At 65.9% G+C, this 16,862-nt stretch carries 16 protein-coding genes; 11 read left to right on the forward strand and 5 right to left on the reverse strand.

All coding sequences use genetic code 11. The annotated features are described in order from the left end of the window. Window positions 1-284: 284 nt before the first annotated feature. Both J2R76_RS25975 and argJ read left to right on the forward strand, forming a co-directional pair. Window positions 285-1,211 carry a peptidylprolyl isomerase gene (locus tag J2R76_RS25975; protein ID WP_076824733.1) on the forward strand — a complete coding sequence of 309 codons (927 nt, stop codon included), beginning with the start codon at window positions 285-287 and terminating at the stop codon, window positions 1,209-1,211. Between the two features lie 284 nt (window positions 1,212-1,495). Beyond that, a complete protein-coding gene (gene argJ / locus J2R76_RS25980) occupies window positions 1,496-2,737 on the forward strand; it encodes a bifunctional glutamate N-acetyltransferase/amino-acid acetyltransferase ArgJ (RefSeq protein ID WP_076824764.1) in 1,242 nt (413 codons plus the stop codon). A 159-nt stretch (window positions 2,738-2,896) separates the two neighbouring features. Here argJ and J2R76_RS25985 read toward each other — a convergent pair whose 3' ends face one another. Then, on the reverse strand, window positions 2,897-4,225 hold the full coding sequence (locus tag J2R76_RS25985) for a TadE/TadG family type IV pilus assembly protein (RefSeq protein ID WP_076824731.1): 1,329 nt from the start codon (window positions 4,223-4,225) through the stop codon (window positions 2,897-2,899). A gap of 174 nt (window positions 4,226-4,399) precedes the next feature. Here J2R76_RS25985 and J2R76_RS25990 point away from each other — a divergent pair, with 174 nt between their 5' ends. Then, a complete protein-coding gene (locus tag J2R76_RS25990; RefSeq protein ID WP_076824729.1) occupies window positions 4,400-4,810 on the forward strand; it encodes a (deoxy)nucleoside triphosphate pyrophosphohydrolase in 411 nt (136 codons plus the stop codon). A 397-nt stretch (window positions 4,811-5,207) separates the two neighbouring features. On the opposite strand, the gene J2R76_RS25995 is transcribed toward J2R76_RS25990, so the two are convergent. Beyond that, window positions 5,208-6,050, reverse strand: a complete 843-nt coding sequence (locus J2R76_RS25995; RefSeq protein WP_076824727.1) for a methyltransferase domain-containing protein — start codon at window positions 6,048-6,050, stop codon at window positions 5,208-5,210. A gap of 77 nt (window positions 6,051-6,127) precedes the next feature. Here J2R76_RS25995 and J2R76_RS26000 point away from each other — a divergent pair, with 77 nt between their 5' ends. From J2R76_RS26000 to J2R76_RS26020, 5 genes are all read left to right on the forward strand, one after another. Continuing rightward, the gene (locus J2R76_RS26000) at window positions 6,128-6,937 is read left to right on the forward strand and encodes a ComF family protein (protein ID WP_141340583.1); all 810 of its coding nucleotides are present in this window, start codon (window positions 6,128-6,130) and stop codon (window positions 6,935-6,937) included. A 29-nt stretch (window positions 6,938-6,966) separates the two neighbouring features. After that, window positions 6,967-7,239 carry a glutaredoxin 3 gene (grxC, locus tag J2R76_RS26005; protein ID WP_057015554.1) on the forward strand — a complete coding sequence of 91 codons (273 nt, stop codon included), beginning with the start codon at window positions 6,967-6,969 and terminating at the stop codon, window positions 7,237-7,239. Then, entirely contained in the window at window positions 7,239-8,114 is an 876-nt protein-coding gene (locus J2R76_RS26010; RefSeq protein ID WP_057015555.1) for a carbon-nitrogen hydrolase family protein, read from the forward strand. Before grxC ends, J2R76_RS26010 begins: the two co-directional genes overlap by 1 nt. Then, complete coding sequence (locus J2R76_RS26015) at window positions 8,111-8,581, forward strand: DUF1178 family protein (protein WP_057015556.1); 471 nt, start codon at window positions 8,111-8,113, stop codon at window positions 8,579-8,581. Before J2R76_RS26010 ends, J2R76_RS26015 begins: the two co-directional genes overlap by 4 nt. 112 nt (window positions 8,582-8,693) lie before the next feature. Further along, window positions 8,694-9,134, forward strand: coding sequence for an EamA family transporter (locus J2R76_RS26020; protein ID WP_076824724.1), 441 nt, complete (start codon window positions 8,694-8,696; stop codon window positions 9,132-9,134). Here the strand turns inward: J2R76_RS26020 and J2R76_RS26025 are convergent, their stop codons facing one another. From J2R76_RS26025 to J2R76_RS26035, 3 genes are all read right to left on the reverse strand, one after another. Next, window positions 9,135-10,034 carry a DMT family transporter gene (locus J2R76_RS26025; protein WP_076824722.1) on the reverse strand — a complete coding sequence of 300 codons (900 nt, stop codon included), beginning with the start codon at window positions 10,032-10,034 and terminating at the stop codon, window positions 9,135-9,137. It abuts the gene before it with no gap. 256 nt (window positions 10,035-10,290) lie between these two features. Then, window positions 10,291-11,073 (reverse strand): bifunctional 2-polyprenyl-6-hydroxyphenol methylase/3-demethylubiquinol 3-O-methyltransferase UbiG, encoded by a 783-nt coding sequence (ubiG, locus tag J2R76_RS26030; protein ID WP_076824719.1) that lies wholly within the window; start codon window positions 11,071-11,073, stop codon window positions 10,291-10,293. A gap of 14 nt (window positions 11,074-11,087) precedes the next feature. Further along, window positions 11,088-11,555 carry a PH domain-containing protein gene (locus tag J2R76_RS26035; protein WP_057015559.1) on the reverse strand — a complete coding sequence of 156 codons (468 nt, stop codon included), beginning with the start codon at window positions 11,553-11,555 and terminating at the stop codon, window positions 11,088-11,090. Window positions 11,556-11,764: 209 nt separating this feature from the next. Between J2R76_RS26035 and J2R76_RS26040 the strand changes: the two genes are divergently transcribed. From J2R76_RS26040 to prfA, 3 genes are all read left to right on the forward strand, one after another. Then, entirely contained in the window at window positions 11,765-13,021 is a 1,257-nt protein-coding gene (locus J2R76_RS26040; protein ID WP_057015560.1) for an aspartate kinase, read from the forward strand. Window positions 13,022-13,442: 421 nt separating this feature from the next. Next, window positions 13,443-15,710 (forward strand): phosphoenolpyruvate--protein phosphotransferase, encoded by a 2,268-nt coding sequence (ptsP, locus tag J2R76_RS26045; RefSeq protein WP_028343590.1) that lies wholly within the window; start codon window positions 13,443-13,445, stop codon window positions 15,708-15,710. A gap of 57 nt (window positions 15,711-15,767) precedes the next feature. Next, window positions 15,768-16,847: a peptide chain release factor 1 gene (gene prfA / locus J2R76_RS26050; RefSeq protein ID WP_076824716.1), complete on the forward strand. Its 1,080-nt coding sequence runs from the start codon at window positions 15,768-15,770 to the stop codon at window positions 16,845-16,847. Window positions 16,848-16,862 lie beyond the last annotated feature (15 nt).

Raw genomic sequence — 16,862 nt, forward strand, 5'->3', positions numbered from 1 at the left:
CAACTCAACGTGACGCGCTACGGTTCGAGCCCCGGCCCGGGGGCTCCTCCGCCAATTGAGTGGGAAACAGGCCATCCTGGGTTCAACGGCGAAAAACGCAGCAAAATAAGCGCTCTCGCCGCTGACGCGGTTGGCCAGAGATATGGCCCGGTCGGGGGGTTGTCAACGCTGGCAAGATGTCAAGGAATTCATCATTTTGACAAGACTTTCGCGTTGCCAATGTAACACGATTGGGCGAGTGTCCGCCCCGCTCGAGCTTCCCCCCTTTGAGACAAGGATTTTGCATGACCACCTCGCCCCCGGAAACCAAAACCGGCCTGCGCCTCGGCCTCGCCACCCTGGCCGCGACGGGCTGTCTTGTCGCAGTGCTGGCTGCCGGCCTCCCGGTCCGGGCCGCGGAATCCGACCCGGTGCTGGCGAAGGTCAACGGCTCGGAGATCCACGCCAGCGACGTGGCGCTCGCCGAGGAGGAACTCGGCCAGAGCCTGCAGCAGATGGACCCCTCGACCCGCAAGGACAACGTGCTGTCCTTCCTGATCGACATGAAGATCGTGTCCAAGGCCGCCGAGGACAAGAAGATCGAGAACAATGACGACTTCAAGAAGCGGCTCGCCTTCACCCGCAACCGCCTGTTGATGGACAGCCTGCTTGCCAGCGAGGGCAAGGCCGCGACCACCGACGACGCCATGAAGAAGGTCTATGAGGAGGCCGCCAAGCAGATCACAGGCGAGCAGGAGGTGCACGCCCGCCACATCCTGGTCGAGACCGAGGACGAGGCCAAGGCGATCAAGGCCGAGCTCGACAAGGGCGCCGATTTCGGCGAGCTCGCCAAGAAGAAGTCCAAGGACCCCGGCGCCTCCGACGGCGGCGACCTCGGCTTCTTCACCAAGGAGCAAATGGTGCCGGAATTCTCCGCGGTCGCCTTCTCGCTCGAGCCGGGCAAGATCTCCGATCCGGTCAAGTCGCAGTTCGGCTGGCACATCATCAAGGTCGAGGAAAAGCGCAACCGCAAGGCGCCCGACTTCGAGCAGGTGAAGGCCCAGATCGAGACCTATGTGACCCGCAAGGCCCAGGCCGACTATGTCGCCAAGCTGCGCGAGGCCGCCAAGGTCGAGCGCATGGACAAGCCGGCCGATGCGGCCGCGCCGGCGGATGCCGCCAAGGACGCGCCGAAGCCGGCCGACAACAAGATGGCGCCGGCGAAGAAGTAAGCTTTGCGACGTCGATAGCTTCAATGCGCGATGGCCGGGCTCGTCCCGGCCATTTTGCTTTTTTAGCCCGTCCTCGTAGCCCGGATGAAGCGCAGCGAAATCCGGGGTCTGTTGCCGCGGAGGGACTCGTCCCGGATTGCGCTTCGCTCCATCCGGGCTACACATTCGTCGCGCTACCGCTTCCTTGAACGATTCATGACAGCGCGTTCGCATCGCAGCCCTCTCCCGCTTCTTGCGGCGAGATGTTATGGAGCGCTTCCCTCCCCGTAGCCGGAAGCTTGCCGATGTCCACCGCCGTCTCCCCCCTCGCCCCGCCCGACTTTCCCGAGATGCCCGTGATCGCGGGTGTGCGGCTTGCGACCGCTGCCGCCGGCATCCGCTACAAGGGGCGCACCGACGTGCTGCTCGCGCTGCTCGACAAGGGCACCGCGGTGGCCGGCGTCTTCACCAAGTCGAAGTGCCCGTCGGCGCCGGTCGAATGGTGCCGCGCCAAGCTGCAGGGCGGCGCTGCGCGCGCGCTGGTGGTCAATTCCGGCAACGCCAACGCCTTCACCGGCAAGACCGGCAAGGCGTCGACCGCGCTGACCGCGCAGATCGCGGCGAAGGCGGTCGGCTGCTCGACATCGGACGTGTTCCTCGCCTCCACCGGCGTGATCGGCGAGCCGCTCGACGCCACCAAGTTCGACGGCGTGCTGGCGCAGCTCGCGGAGACCGCGACCCCCGATCGCTGGATGGACGCAGCGAAGGCAATCATGACCACCGACACCTTTCCGAAGGTCGCCACCGCGACCGTCAAGCTCGGCAAGGCCAAGGTGACGATCAACGGCATGGCCAAGGGTGCCGGGATGATCATGCCCGACATGGCGACCATGCTGTCGTTCATCTTCACCGACGCGCCGCTGTCGGCCTCGGTGCTGCAATCCCTGCTCAAGGCCGGCGTCGAGGACACCTTCAATGCGCTGACCATCGACGGCGACACCTCGACCTCGGACACGCTGCTCGCCTTCGCGACCGGCGCCGCCGCTGCCAACGGCGCGCCGAAGATCTCGCGCGCCGGCGACCCGCGGCTGAAGGCCTTCACCAAGGCGTTCCAGCAGATCCTCGCTGATCTGTCCGAGCAGGTGGCGCGCGACGGCGAAGGCGCCCGCAAGCTGGTCGAGGTCGTGGTCGAGGGCGCCACCACCAAACCGTCGGCACGCAGAATCGCGATGTCGATCGCCAATTCGCCGCTGGTGAAGACTGCGATCGCCGGCGAGGACGCCAATTGGGGCCGCGTGGTGATGGCGGTCGGCAAGGCCGGCGAGCCCGCCAACCGCGACAAGCTCTCGATCTCCTTCAACGGCATCCGCGTCGCCAAGAGCGGCGCGCGCGACCCCTCCTACAACGAGAAAGAGGTGTCGGAGGCGATGAAGGCGCCGAAGGTCCAGATCAAGGTCGCGCTTGGCCTCGGCAAGGCCAAAGACCGCGTGCTGACCTGCGACCTCACCAAGGAATACGTCGCGATCAACGGAGATTACCGGTCTTAATCGCACACCTTCCTACCCGTCATCCTGAGGAGCGCGTAGCGCGTCTCGAAGGATGCACGGCCACGAGAGCGCCGCATAGAGAAACCCTGGCCGTCGACCCTTCGAGACGGCCGCTTTGCGGCCTCCTCAGGGTGACGGTGATAGAGCGTGTGCGCTTCGCTAGCTGCTGATCCGCGCGTCGGCGACGGCCTTCTTGAACAGCGCGTTCATCGCGTCGGCGATGCCTTGCGTCGGGCTGACCTCGAAATAGAAGCCCGGCGACGCGCAGGCCTGCATGTTCTGCGCGATCTGGCTGTTCGGCGACGGGCCGAACGGGCCCTGGTTGAACGGATCGATCCAGGTCATGTACCAGCCGTTGGTCGGCAGCTGCAGGTAAGTCGTGTAGAGCACCGCGATCTTGATGCCGCGGTTCTTGATCGCCGTGCACAGCGCCGGATTGATCGGCGACTGGCAGCGATTGCCGCCGCTGATCGGCTTCAGGCAGCTTGAATTCGGCTCGTCGGCCACGCCGTCGGATACGAAGAACAGGTATTTCATCGGCGCTGCCGCCGTGCCCGGGCCCGGCGCGCTGATCGCGTTGCTGATGGCCGGAAGCACCGTCGAGAACTGGCTGTCCTTGTCGGCGGTGTAGGTATCGTTGTTGCCGTAGACGCCCATCAGGTCGATGTTGCCGGCCGCGGACTTGGCGCTCGACAGGCTGGTCGACAGCGAGAACAGTGCGCGCAGGCCGATCGTCTTCGACGAGGCGCCGAAATCGTAGATCGCCATCCGGTACTGGCTGGCATAGGTCGCGGTGTTCGCGGCCGTGTCCATCAATTGCTGGGTCGCGCTGCGCAGCACGTCGATCCGCGTCGTCACGCCGAGCGTCTTGGCGAGATTGTAGTAGTTGTTGGCGTCGTTGTAGTCGTGACAGGCGAAGGCGCACTTGTCGGACGTGTTGTTGACCATCTTGGTCAGGTCGGCCGGCGTCGCCGCAACCCCCATCGACGGCGAGTTGTCGAGCAGGAGATAGAAGTCGATATAGAGTGGCATGTTCGCGGTCGAGGTCGACGCGCCGGTCACCGTCATCTTGCTTTGTCCGATCACGCCGAGGAACATGGTCGGGACATCGGCGGTGAACTTGACCGTCGAGGTGATGACGCCGCCGGTCTTGGTCATGGTCGGCGTCACGCTGGTCAGCGTGAAGCCGTTCTGGTTGAAGATGTTGCCGTTGAAGATCTTGGCCGCATCGGCTTCGCCCGCCTGGATCTCACCGTCCGAGGTCATGGCGCCGGCGGCGATGAAGCCGGGCGACGCCTTGGCGATCGATCCGACGCTCGCGGCGTCGGCGGCCGATATCAGCTTGCTGCGGATCTGGTTGGCGCGGGAATAGTCGACCGCGCATCCGACCGCGACGACGAGCGGCAGCACAGCGAGGCCAAAGGTCATTGCGATGTTGCCGGAGCGATCGCGACGGAAACGGCTGATGGTCCGGATCAAGGTGCTCATGGGTTATGTCGGCAAAGAATATGATGGGCAGATAAATGAGAACCTTCACCCTGCCGGATACGAATTAAGGCCGGCTTATCGCGATCGCGGAAAGCCGCGCGGGCATAAATCGTTTGGCTGACAGCGCGTTGCTGGTTAATGAAAGCTTGCAGACTGGAAGGAATCCCCCGCCGCATGGCTGACATCAAGCTGACCCTCGTCGTCGCGTGCGCGCTTGTCGATGCCGACAAGCGCGTGCTGCTGGCGCAGCGCCCCGAGGGCAAGGCGCTGGCCGGCCTGTGGGAATTCCCCGGCGGCAAGGTCGAGCCCGGCGAGCGGCCGGAGCAGACCCTGATCCGCGAGCTGCATGAGGAGATCGGCATCACCGTGAGCGAGCCGTGCCTCGCGCCGCTGACCTTCGCCAGCCATGCCTACGAGACCTTCCATCTGCTGATGCCGCTCTACATCTGCCGGCGCTGGGAGGGCATCGCGGCGGCGCGCGAGGGCCAGAACCTCGCCTGGGTCCGCGCAAGCAAGCTGCGCGACTACCCGATGCCGCCCGCAGACATCCCGCTGCTGCCGCATCTGATCGATCTGTTGCTGTGATCCTCTTCGCCTCTTCCGCTTGCGAGGGAGGCGCGCTGCCAAAATATCGAAAACAACCCCATGCAAAGCAGGTGGCGGTGGCAGGCGTTCGACCAGGCGACTTGACACGTCGGGCAACTCACCGGCATAATTCCATTATTCCGAAATCGTGCAAGCTCCCCTCGCCTTTTCCCGCAAGGACAGGGCAATCGCATATGGCCGTTTGAGGCGATCGGAGTTCCCACAAACTCATCATGCCCGGGCTTGTCCCGGGCATCCACGTCTTCGTTTCCACGCGGAGATAAAGACGTGGATGGCCGGGACAAGCCCGGCCATGACGGCGCGGAAGAATCGGTTCATTCCATATGCAATTGCCCTCCTCCGCAAGCGGGAGAGGGAGCCCTTGCGTCGTGCGTCCCTAACGCTTCATCCCCTTCACCGCCGCCTCAAGGCTCGCCTTCGCCGACCCTGGCTTGAGCGGCTTCGGCTGGCTTTCATGCGGCGCCCAGCCGGACAGCCAGACGATGTCGAAGGTGGCGCGGATGCGGCCGTCGGGATCGGCGAAGCGTTCGCCGTAGATCTGCGCCATCCGCAGCATGGTGGCGCGGCGGGTCAAGGTATGGCGGCGCTCGCGCAGCACATTGGTCGCACCCATGCGTCGCAGGTCAGCCATCAGCGCGAACGCGCTTGAATAGCGCACCACGACGCGGTCGACGTCGGTGACCGGCAGCGCGAAGCCGGCCCGCTGCAACAGCGCGCCGATATCGCGCAGATCGGCGAACGGTGCGACGCGCGGCGACGCCCCGCCCTCGCATTCCGCCTCCGCCGCGGCAAAGCTTTGCCGCAGCTCGGTCAGCGTATCGCCGCCGAGCATCGAAGCGAGCAGCAGCCCGTCCGGCTTCAGCGCCCGGCGGAGCTGCGCCAGCACGCCCGGCAGATCATTGACGAACTGGAAGGCCAGCGCGGAGACCACAAGATCGAGCGACTCCGGCGCCAGACCGAGCGCTTCCGCCTCGCTGAAACCGATCGCATCGACCGCGGCGACACGCCCGCACAGGACGTCCGCGAGCCCGACACCCGGCGTCCAGACATCGGCCGCCGCCGAAAAGCTGCGCGATACCGCCTGCAAGCGGTCCGCCATGTCTTCGCTGGCACGCTCGAGCAGGAATGTCGCCGCGCCCTCGCGCCGCGCGCGCGCCAGCCGCGCGCCGAGCAAGGCGCGGTCGAACAGGATGGGGGCTGAGGGCGGGTTCGGTGTCATGCCGCTGGTTACGCCGGACCGCCGCCGCAGGCAATGCGCCTTGAGCCGGCGTTGCTCAAACGCTAGCCTCGCCCGCCATGGACGCCGAGGCATCACCGACACGCTCCATTACCGGTCACGTCCAGCGCGCGCTTGGCGCGATCGGGGGCGCGTGGCTGCGCACGGCGCGGCTGGCGCTCGATATCGCGCTGCCGACGCTATGCGTTTCGTGCCGCGAGCCGGTCGATGGCGAGGGGGTGTGCGCGGCCTGCTGGGCCAGATTGTCGTTCATCGCGCCGCCGTTCTGCCCGCGGCTTGGGATTCCCTTCGTCTACGATCCCGGGCCCGGGTTGCTGTCGATGGAGGCGATCGCCAATCCGCCGGCCTACAGCAGAGCCCGCGCCGCGGTGCGCTATGACGATGTCGCGCGCACGCTGGTGCACGCATTGAAATACCAGGATCGCACCGATCTGGCGCCAACAATGGGTCGCTGGATGGCGCGGGCGGGGAAGGAATTGCTCGCCGACGCCGATCTGCTGGTTCCGGTTCCTCTGCATTGGCGGCGCGGCTGGAGCCGGCGCTACAACCAGTCCGGGGCGCTCGCCAAGGTGATCGCGCTCCAGAGCGGCGTCAAAATGGCTGCCGAAGCGCTGCGGCGCATCCGCGCCACCGAGCAGCAGATCGGGCTGTCACGCAAGGATCGCGCCAGCAATGTGCAGGGCGCATTCGGGGTCGCCGATGAACGCAAGGCTGACGTCCAGGGCCGCCGCGTGATCCTGATCGACGACGTCCTGACCTCGGGCGCGACAGTGGACGCCTGCGCACGGGCGCTGCTCCGCGCCAAAGCCGCGCAGGTCGACGTGCTGGTGTTTGCCCGGGTTGTCGATACCCACCGCGCTCCCATATAATCTGACATTCTGGTTCAACCGAGCGCACCATGACCGCTGCCATTGAAATCTACACCCGCCCGGGCTGCGGTTATTGCAGCGCGGCCAAATCGCTTTTGACGCGCAAGAACGCCGCGTTCACCGAATTGAGCGTCGCCAGCAACCCGGCCTATCGCGACGAGATGTATGGCCGCGCCGGTGCCGGCTCGACCTTCCCGCAGATCTTCATCGGCAAGACCCATGTCGGCGGCTGCGACGAGCTCTACGCGCTCGACCGCGAGGGCAAGCTCGACGGCCTGCTCAGCAACGGAGGCGGCGCCTGATGACGGAGAACATTTTCACCGCCGCCATGGTGCAGATGCGCACCGGATTGCTGCCGGAGCCGAGCCTCGAGCAGGGCACGCGGCTGATCCGCGAGGCGGCGGCGCAGGGTGCCAAGTACGTGCTGACCCCTGAGGTCAGCAACATGATGCAGCTCAACCGCAAGGCGCTGTTCGAGCATTTGGCGAGCGAAGAGGACGACCAGTCGCTCAAGGCGTATCGCGCGCTGGCCGCCGAGCTGAAGATCCACCTGCATATCGGCTCGCTGGCGCTGCGCTACTCGCCGGAGAAGGCGGTCAACCGCTCGTTCCTGATCGGGCCCGAGGGCAATCTGCTCGCGAGCTACGACAAGATCCATATGTTCGATATCGATTTGCCCGGCGGCGAAAGCTACCGCGAATCGGCCAATTATCAGCCCGGCGAGACTGCCGTGATCTCCGACCTGCCCTGGGGCCGGATCGGACTGACTATCTGCTACGACGTGCGCTTCCCGGCGCTGTACCGTGCGCTGGCCGAAGCCGGCGCATCGTTCCTCACCGTGCCGTCCGCCTTCACCCGCAAGACCGGCGAAGCGCATTGGCACACGCTGCTGCGCGCCCGCGCCATCGAGACCGGCTGCTTCGTGTTCGCGGCAGCGCAGGCCGGCCTGCATGAGAACAAGCGCGAGACCTTCGGCCATTCGCTGATCATCGACCCCTGGGGCGAGATCCTCGCCGAGGGCGGCGTCGAGCCGGGCGTGTTCCTGGCCGAGATCGACCCCGCCAAGGTCGAGACCGCGCGCAAGACCATTCCCTCGCTGCAGCATGGCAGGCGTTTCGGCATCGCCGACCCCAAGGCCGGCCCGGAACATCTGCACCTCGTCCGGGGTTCGGCATGATCCGCTACACGCTGCGCTGCGAGCGCGGCCACCAGTTCGAGAGCTGGTTCCAGAGCTCCTCGGCCTATGAATCGCAGGAGCGGCGTCACCTGATCGATTGCCCGTCCTGCGGCTCAAGCAAGATCGAGCGCGCCATCATGGCGCCGCAGGTCGTCAGCAAGAAGGGCCGCGAACCGGCCCAGCCGGCGCCGGCCGCGCCCGTCGAGGCAGCGGCGAGCGAGTCGACATCGCTGATGATGGCGCAGGAGCGCGAGCTGCGCAGCAAGCTGAAGGAGCTGCGCGACCACATCGTGAAGAACGCCGACAATGTCGGCGACCGCTTCCCCAACGAAGCACGCAAGATGCATTACGGCGATATCGAGCACCGGCCGATCTACGGCGAGGCCTCGCCCGAAGAGGCCCGCGCGCTGATCGACGAAGGCGTCGAGGTCTCGCCGCTGCCGACGCTGCCGGAAGACCGGAATTGACGCGCAGCGTCATTCCGGGGCACGCGACGCGTGAACCCGGAATCTCGCGCCGCAACCTCGAGATTCCGGGTTCGGTGCTGCGCACGCCCCGGAATGACAATCTGGGAAGAGCATGACTCCCGACTCATTCTCCTCCTGGCAGGTCTGGGCGTTCCTTTCCGCCGTCTTCGCCGCGCTGACCGCGATCTTCGCCAAGGTCGGCGTCGAGGGCATCAACTCCGATCTCGCCACCCTGATCCGCACTGTGGTCGTGCTGATCACGCTGTCGGCCATCCTGTTCGCGACCGGACAGTTCACCCAGTCCGGGCCGATCTCGGCGAAGAGCTGGCTGTTCCTGCTGCTGTCCGGGCTCGGCACCGGCGCGTCGTGGATCTGCTATTTCCGCGCGCTCAAGCTTGGACCTGCGACGCTGGTCGCGCCGATCGACAAGCTCAGCGTCGTGCTGGTGGCGCTGTTCGGCGCTACCTTCCTCGGCGAACGCCCCTCGGCCTATGGCTGGATCGGGATCGCGCTGATCTCCGCGGGCGCGGTGCTGATCGCGGTGAAAGGGTAATTACGCGGCGATCAAGAGCGCGACGCCGATCACGATCAGGACGATGCCGAACACCTCGCGCAGCGAGAACGGCTGCTTGAGCGAGAAATACGCCACGCCCTGCGCGAACAGCACCTCGATCAGCGCCAGCGTGCGCACATTGGCGGCGGCGGTGAGCGCGAACGCCAGGAACCAGAATTGCGATGAGAATGCGCCCATGAAGCCCGCGAACATCGAGGGCCGCCACAGCTTGAGGATCGACCTCAGCACGTCGGGCGCGCGCAACAACAGATAGACCGACAGGATCAGCGTCTGCACGAGGAGGCTCCACATCAGCGTGTAGGAGGCCGCCGTGACAAATGAGACTGAGGGCACCGCGATGATCGCGCCGCGAAAGCTCACCGCCGAGATCGCGAACACTGCGGCGGCGCCGAGGCCGAGCACGGTCGGGCGCAGGTCGGCGAAGCTCTTCTGCCCGCCGGGCCGCAGCGCGGTGATGACGACGCCGATGGTCGCGATCACGATCGCGATCACCTTGGTCGTCGTTAGATGGTCGCCGAGGAAGATGAAGCCGAAGATCGCGGTCTGGATCGCCTCGGTCTTCATGTAGGCCGTGGTGACGACGAAAGAGCGGTCGTTCATCGCCAGCAGCATGAAGCCGGTGCCGACGATCTGGCTGAGCGCGCCGGTCACCAGCCACGGCCAGAACGACGATGACGGCCACGGCACGCGATCGCCGGTCAGCAGCACCGCCAGCGCGAAGAACACCACCGAGAACGGCAGGCCGAACAGGAAGCGGATATTGGTCGCGCCCCAGGTCCCGAGCGGCCCGGTCAGATGCCGCTGCATCGCATTGCGCGCCACCTGCCCGAACGCAGCGACGATGGTGAAGGGGATCCAGAGCGAGGCGATCGTGAACATGGGGGATAAGGAAAGCATGCCGGCGGGAGTACACGCCCAGCGTGCCGATTGCCGCTGACGCGGTCAACCGAGTGGGCGCATGACAGGCCTGCGCGATGTCCACAAACTTCCGTAGCCCGGATGAAGCGAAGCGCAATCCGGGGCCAGCTCATCCGCGGACGAAGCAGTCCCGGATTACGCTACGCTCCATCCGGGCTACGCATTCTGTGGTCGCAGGGACGACACCTGTTGTGTGGCCGAGACCGTGGTATCTAACTCACACCTCTTCCGCCACCACCATGTAGTTCACGTCCATGTCGGTCGACACGGTCCATTTGTCGGCGAGCGGGTTGTAGACCACGCCGGCCTGCTCGGTGACGGTGAGGTTGACGTCGCCGAGATAGCGCTCGAGCTCGGCGGGGGTGACGAACTTGCTCCACTCGTGGGTGCCGCGCGGCAGCCAGCGCAGCACGTATTCGGCGCCGACGATCGCCAGCGCAAAACTCTTCAAGTTGCGGTTCAGGGTCGAGACCACCATCAGCCCGCCGGGCTTGAGCATGACAGCGCAGCGCTTGATGAAGGCGCCGACGTCATTGACGTGCTCGACCACCTCCATCGCCAGCACGATGTCGAAGCGCTCGCGGGCGTCCATCTCCTCCACCGTGGTGCAGCGGTAGTCGATCGACAGATGGCCCTTGTCGGCGTGCAGCTTCGCGGCAGCGATGTTGGTGGCGGACGGATCGATCCCGATCACCTGGGCCCCTAACCGCGTGAACGGCTCGCACAACAGGCCGGCGCCGCAGCCGATGTCGAGCAGGCGCAGGCCGGACAGGCAGCTGAGGCTCTTGGCGTTGCGCTCGAACTTGCGGCAGGCCGCGTCGCGGATATAGGTCAGGCGCAGCGGGTTGATCTTGTGCAGCGGCGCCATCTTGCCGCGCGGATCCCACCATTCATCGGACAGTTTCGAGAATTTCGCGACCTCGGCCGGATCGACCGAGCTGGCGGAGGCATTGGCGGAGGAACTGGCGGAGAAACCGGAAAGAGTTGATTGCGTGGCCATGATTGCGCGCGCCCCTATCGCGCGGTGATCGAATTGCGGAACGACAGCGGCGCGGCGATGGTCCTGATGGTCTCGATGCCCTCGCCGACGCCGCGGATGGTGACGTCGCCATAGTTGAGCAGGCGCCCCATGATGCTCTGGTTGACGTCGACGCTTTCGACCTTGTCGAGGCTCATCTCGAAGGTGCGCCGCTTGATGAAGCCGCTCTTGTGCACCACGCGGAAATTGGTGACGTCGGTTTCGGTGGTCCAGCGGTGGAACCAGGCCGCGGCGGTCCAGTACAGCGCCGCGACCGCGACCACGGCGGCGGCCGCAAAGCAGGCCATCACGAGGCCGTCGACCGTCGTCATCCGCGACAGGATCAAGAGCGCCAGCACCACGATCCAGGCCCCGATCGCCGGCAGATAGAACATCCAGTGCGCATTGGTGGAATACAGCACCTTCTCGCCAGGCTGCAGGATCTCATCGATATAACGTCCCATCCAATCCGCCTTCGAGTTGCCCCGTGTTACCCGTGCGCCACAACCCGCCCGCAACCGGTCAAAACACCCCCAAAAGACACTCGAGGGCCCCCTACCTACCGGCTTGCCCCCGGGCGCGGCGCTATGTATACGCGCGTTTCGGTCCCCGCGCTTGCGGTTTTCGGCGTGGGTTAACCTACTTATCCTCTTAAAGGAATAGACGCGTCGTCATGGGCCGCCTCGTGATGAAATTCGGCGGTACATCCGTCGCCAATATCGATCGTATCCGCAACGTCGCGCAGCATGTGAAGCGCGAGGTCGACGCGGGCCACGAGGTCGCCGTCGTCGTCTCCGCGATGTCCGGCAAGACCAATGAGCTGGTGGCCTGGTGCACCGATGCCTCGCCGATGCACGACGCGCGCGAATATGACGCGGTGGTCGCCTCCGGCGAACAGGTCACTTCGGGCCTGCTCGCGATCGTGCTGCAGGGCATCGGCATCCAGGCGCGCTCCTGGCAGGGCTGGCAGATCCCGATCAAGACCTCGGAGGCGCATGCCTCGGCGCGCATCCTCGATATCGACGGCACCGAGATCATCACCCGCTTCAAGGAGCGCAAGGAAGTCGCCGTGATCGCCGGCTTCCAGGGCATCAATCCCGACACCGGCCGCATCACCACGCTCGGCCGCGGCGGCTCGGACACCTCGGCGGTGGCGATCGCCGCCGCGCTGCGCGCCGACCGCTGCGACATCTACACCGACGTCGACGGCGTCTACACCACCGATCCCCGCGTGGTGCCGAAGGCGCGCCGGCTCGACAAGATCGCCTTCGAGGACATGCTGGAACTGGCCTCGCAGGGCGCCAAGGTGCTGCAGGTTCGCTCGGTGGAACTCGGCATGGTGCACAACATGCCGATTTTCGTGCGCTCCAGCTTCGACAAGCCAGAGGATATCGACCCGCACGCCAACCAGCCGCCGGGCACGCTGATCTGCAGCGAGGAGGAAATCATGGAAATGCACGTCGTCACCGGCATCGCCTTCTCCAAGGACGAAGCCCAGATTTCCGTGCGCCAGATCGAGGACAAGCCTGGCGTCGCCGCCGCGATCTTCGGGCCGCTCGCGGATGCCAATATCAATGTCGACATGATCGTGCAGAACGTGTCCGAGGACGGCAAGACCACCGACCTCACCTTCACCGTTCCGGCCGGCGACTATAACCGCGCCAAGGACACGATTACCGCCGCCAAGGCCAAGATCGGCTACGCTCGCGTCGATACCGCGACCGACGTCGCCAAGGTCTCGGTGATCGGCAGCGGCATGCGCAGCCATGCCGGCGTCGCGGCCAAGGCGTTCAAGGCGCTGGCCGACCGCAACATCAACATCCGCGCCATCACCACCTCCGAGATCAAGTTCTCGGTCCTGATCGACGCCGCCTACACCGAGCTCGCGGTCCGCACGCTGCACACGCTGTACGGCCTCGACCAGGCGTAGGCGCGACCGGCAGGGGCAGGGCTCGCTCCGCTGTCATTCCGGGGCGATGCGACAGCATCGAATCCGGAATCTCGAGGTTCCGGGTTCGCCGCTTCGCGACGCCCCCGGAACGACGAGACCGAGCACTGGCCGTGCTCCCCAGCCGCGCCCCGGAGTTAGAATTTCTCTTAGCGGGCGCAGCATTGGGCTGACGCAGACGTTATTTGCTACTGGCAGGCGTTTTGCTTGGCAAAGCAAGCCTCGATTGGCTATACGGCCAGTCAGGTAGGCTGTCGCAAACTGTGGCACAGTTTAGTGATCCCGAATCGGCGGGAACTGGCGAGCGGCGACGCCGAATGATTAAAATTGTTGTTTTTGACGAGTTTTGCGCCAACGGCCGGCCGCACCGGTGCGCTGGCTACGTGGGGAGGGACTGAAACATATGCGGAGCGCGTCGGGAGGCCCCCGCATCCTGTTGAGACGGCTCCGCGAGACCATGGCGGAGCAAGTCTCCGCCCAGGAGCGGCTCGACAAGATCGTGGTGCTGATCGCGGCCAACATGGTGGCCGAGGTCTGCTCCTGCTACGTGCTGCGCATCGACAACACCCTCGAACTCTATGCCACCGAAGGTCTGAACCGCGACGCCGTCCACCGCACGGTGATGAGCGCGCATGAAGGCCTGGTCGGCCTCGTCGCCAGCGAGGCGACGCCGCTCAACCTGTCCGACGCGCAAAGCCATCCCGCCTTCGCCTACCGCCCGGAGACCGGCGAAGAGGCCTACCACTCGTTCCTCGGCGTGCCGATCCTGCGCGCCGGCAACACGCTCGGCGTGCTCGTGGTGCAGAACCGCGCCAAGCGCACCTATGTCGAGGAAGAAGTCGAGGCGCTGCAGACCACCGCCATGGTGCTGGCGGAGATGATCGCCTCCGGCGAGCTTGCCGCGCTGGCGCAGCCCGGCGCCGAGCCCGCCGCGCGGCACTCGCTGCACAAGACCGGCGCGGTGCTCTCCGACGGCATCGCGCTCGGCCACGTCGTGCTGCACGAGCCGCGCGTCGTCATCACCAACTACATCGCCGAGGATCTGCCGAAGGAGATCAAGCGGCTCGACACTGCGCTCGCCAATCTGCGCGCCGATCTCGACCGCATGCTGGAGCGCGGCGACGTCGCCGACGGCGGCGAGCACCGCGAGGTGCTGGAAGCCTACCGCATGTTCGCCAACGACCAGGGCTGGTCGCACAAGCTGCACGAGGCGGTCGCCACCGGCCTCACCGCGGAAGCCGCCGTCGAACGCGTGCAGTCCGACACCCGCGCGCGCATGCTGCGCTCGACCGATCCCTATCTGCGCGACCGCCTGCACGACCTCGAGGATCTCGGCCATCGCCTGATGCGGCAGCTGGTCGGCCAGGACCATGCGCCGTCGCGCGAGCAGCTGCCCGACAACGCCATCCTGATCGCCCGCGCGATGGGCCCGGCGGCGCTGCTCGACTATGACCGCAAGCGGCTGCGCGGCCTGGTGCTGGAGGAAGGCACCGCGAATTCCCACGTCTCGATCGTGGCGCGCGCGCTCGGCATTCCCGCGGTCGGCGAGGTGCCGAACGCGCCCGGCATCGCCGACCCGGGCGATGCCATCATCGTCGACGGCATTTCCGGCGAGATCTATGTCCGCCCCTCGACCGAGATCGAATCCGCCTATGCCGAGCGTGTCCGGTTCCGGGCGCGGCGGCAGGCGCAATATTCGGCGCTGCGCGACAAGGCCTGCGTGACCAAGGACGGCCAGCCGATCGAGCTTCTGATCAATGCCGGCCTGACCATCGACCTGCCGCATATCGACGACACCGGCAGCGCCGGCATCGGCCTGTTCCGCACCGAATTGCAGTTCATGGTGAGCCCGAACCTGCCGCGCTCGAGCGACCAGCTCGCGCTGTACCGCACCGTGCTCGACGCCGCAGGCAGCAAGCCCGTCACCTTCCGCACGCTCGACATCGGCGGCGACAAGGCGCTGCCCTATATGGAGACCGTGATCGAGGAAAATCCCGCGCTCGGCTGGCGCGCGATCCGGCTCGGCCTCGACCGTCCGGGCCTTTTGCGCGGCCAGATCCGCGCGCTGCTGCGTGCCGGCGGCGGCCGCGCGCTGAAGATCATGTTCCCGATGATCTCGGACATCGCCGAGTTCGACCAGGCCAAGGCGATCGTCGAGCGCGAGTTGACCTATCTGCGCCAGCACGGCCATTCGCTGCCCGAGCGGATCGATATCGGCACCATGGTCGAGGTGCCGGCGCTGCTCTACCAGCTCGACGAGCTCCTGAAGAAGGTCGACTTCGTCTCGGTCGGCTCCAACGATCTGTTCCAGTTCCTGTTTGCTGTCGACCGCGGCAATGCCAAGGTCTCCGAACGCTTCGACATCCTCTCGGCGCCGATCCTGCGCGCGCTGCGCGACATCGTGCGCAAGGCCAAGGCGGCGAAGAAGGCCGCCTCGCTGTGCGGCGAGATGGCGTCGAAACCGATCGGCGCGCTGGCGCTGATCGCAATCGGCTACCGTTCTCTTTCATTGTCGGCAACTGCGCACGGCCCGGTCAAGGCGTTGATCCTCGACCTCGATGCCAAGAAGGCCGAGGCGATGATCAATCCGCTGCTGGACGCGCCGGTCGGCAGCGTCTCGATCCGCGCGGCGCTGACGAAGTTTGCGGAAACCGAGGGGCTGGCCTTGTAGCGACGCTGCCGTCGCCGCTGCCGCCCTTCCGTACCTTCCGCAATTCGAGATACCGCCATGCTACCCGAAGCCAAACTCGACGTCCTGCTCGCCCATCATGCCTCGCTCGAGGCCGAGCTGCTCGGCGAGGTCAAGTCCGAGCGCTATGTGCAGATCACGCGCGAGCTCGCCGAGCTCAACCCGTTGATCGACGCGGTGAAGCTCTACCGTTCTGCGCGCAGCGAACTCGCCGATACCGAGGCGATGCTGGCGGATGCGGAGACCGACGCCGAAATGCGCAGCATGGCGGAAGCCGAGCTGGAAACGCTGCAGGCGCGGCTCGGCGAGCTCGAGCAGCAGATCCGGATCGCGCTGTTGCCGAAGGACGCGATGGACGACCGCAACGTGATGCTGGAAATCCGTGCCGGCACCGGCGGCGACGAGGCCTCGCTGTTCGCCGGCGACCTGTTCCGGATGTATGAGCGCTTCGCGTCCTTGCAGGGCTGGAAGGTCGAGGTGATTTCGGCGAGCGAAGGCACCGTCGGCGGCTACAAGGAAATCATCGCCGAGGTGCAGGGCCGCGGCGCGTTCGCCAAGCTGAAATTCGAATCCGGCGTGCACCGCGTGCAGCGTGTGCCCGACACCGAGACACAGGGCCGCATCCACACCTCGGCCGCCACGGTCGCCGTACTGCCCGAGGTCGAGGACGTCGACGTCGATATCAAGGACACGGACTTGAGGATCGAGACCATGCGCGCGGGCGGCGCCGGCGGTCAGCATGTCAACAAGACCGAATCGGCGATCCGCATCACCCATCTGCCGACCGGCATCGTCGTGATGATGCAGGACAGCCGCTCGCAGCACAAGAACCGGGCGTCGGCGATGAACATCCTGCGCTCGCGCATCTACGATGCCGAGCGCCAGCGCGTCGAGGCGGCGCGCTCCGCCGACCGCAAGGAGAAGGTCGGCTCCGGCGACCGCTCCGAGCGCATCCGCACCTATAATTTCCCGCAAGGACGCGTCACCGACCACCGCATCAACCTGACGCTCTACAAGCTGCCGCAGGTGATCGCGGGCGAAGCGCTCGGCGAATTGATCGACGCGCTGACCACCGAGCACCAGGCGGCACAGCTCGCCGCGCAGGGCGCAGCGGCCTGACGCGCGCCGCCGCTT

The sequence above is a fragment of the Bradyrhizobium sp. USDA 4532 genome, assembly GCF_024171315.1.
GTDB classification, from domain to species: Bacteria; Pseudomonadota; Alphaproteobacteria; order Rhizobiales; family Xanthobacteraceae; genus Bradyrhizobium; species Bradyrhizobium australafricanum.

Excerpts from the sequence above, each read along its gene's own strand:
- argJ (WP_076824764.1), top strand. The coding sequence starts at position 1,496 with ATGTCCACCGCCGTCTCCCCCCTCGCCCCGCCCGACTTTCCCGAGATG.
- J2R76_RS25975 (WP_076824733.1), top strand. The coding sequence starts at position 285 with ATGACCACCTCGCCCCCGGAAACCAAAACCGGCCTGCGCCTCGGCCTC.
- grxC (WP_057015554.1), top strand. The coding sequence starts at position 6,967 with ATGACCGCTGCCATTGAAATCTACACCCGCCCGGGCTGCGGTTATTGC.
- J2R76_RS26015 (WP_057015556.1), top strand. The coding sequence starts at position 8,111 with ATGATCCGCTACACGCTGCGCTGCGAGCGCGGCCACCAGTTCGAGAGC.
- J2R76_RS26040 (WP_057015560.1), top strand. The coding sequence starts at position 11,765 with ATGGGCCGCCTCGTGATGAAATTCGGCGGTACATCCGTCGCCAATATC.
- J2R76_RS26010 (WP_057015555.1), top strand. The coding sequence starts at position 7,239 with ATGACGGAGAACATTTTCACCGCCGCCATGGTGCAGATGCGCACCGGA.
- J2R76_RS26020 (WP_076824724.1), top strand. The coding sequence starts at position 8,694 with ATGACTCCCGACTCATTCTCCTCCTGGCAGGTCTGGGCGTTCCTTTCC.
- J2R76_RS26035 (WP_057015559.1), bottom strand. The coding sequence starts at position 11,555 with ATGGGACGTTATATCGATGAGATCCTGCAGCCTGGCGAGAAGGTGCTG.
- J2R76_RS25995 (WP_076824727.1), bottom strand. The coding sequence starts at position 6,050 with ATGACACCGAACCCGCCCTCAGCCCCCATCCTGTTCGACCGCGCCTTG.
- J2R76_RS25985 (WP_076824731.1), bottom strand. The coding sequence starts at position 4,225 with ATGAGCACCTTGATCCGGACCATCAGCCGTTTCCGTCGCGATCGCTCC.
- J2R76_RS26025 (WP_076824722.1), bottom strand. The coding sequence starts at position 10,034 with ATGTTCACGATCGCCTCGCTCTGGATCCCCTTCACCATCGTCGCTGCG.
- J2R76_RS26000 (WP_141340583.1), top strand. The coding sequence starts at position 6,128 with ATGGACGCCGAGGCATCACCGACACGCTCCATTACCGGTCACGTCCAG.
- J2R76_RS25990 (WP_076824729.1), top strand. The coding sequence starts at position 4,400 with ATGGCTGACATCAAGCTGACCCTCGTCGTCGCGTGCGCGCTTGTCGAT.
- ubiG (WP_076824719.1), bottom strand. The coding sequence starts at position 11,073 with ATGGCCACGCAATCAACTCTTTCCGGTTTCTCCGCCAGTTCCTCCGCC.
- ptsP (WP_028343590.1), top strand. The coding sequence starts at position 13,443 with ATGCGGAGCGCGTCGGGAGGCCCCCGCATCCTGTTGAGACGGCTCCGC.
- prfA (WP_076824716.1), top strand. The coding sequence starts at position 15,768 with ATGCTACCCGAAGCCAAACTCGACGTCCTGCTCGCCCATCATGCCTCG.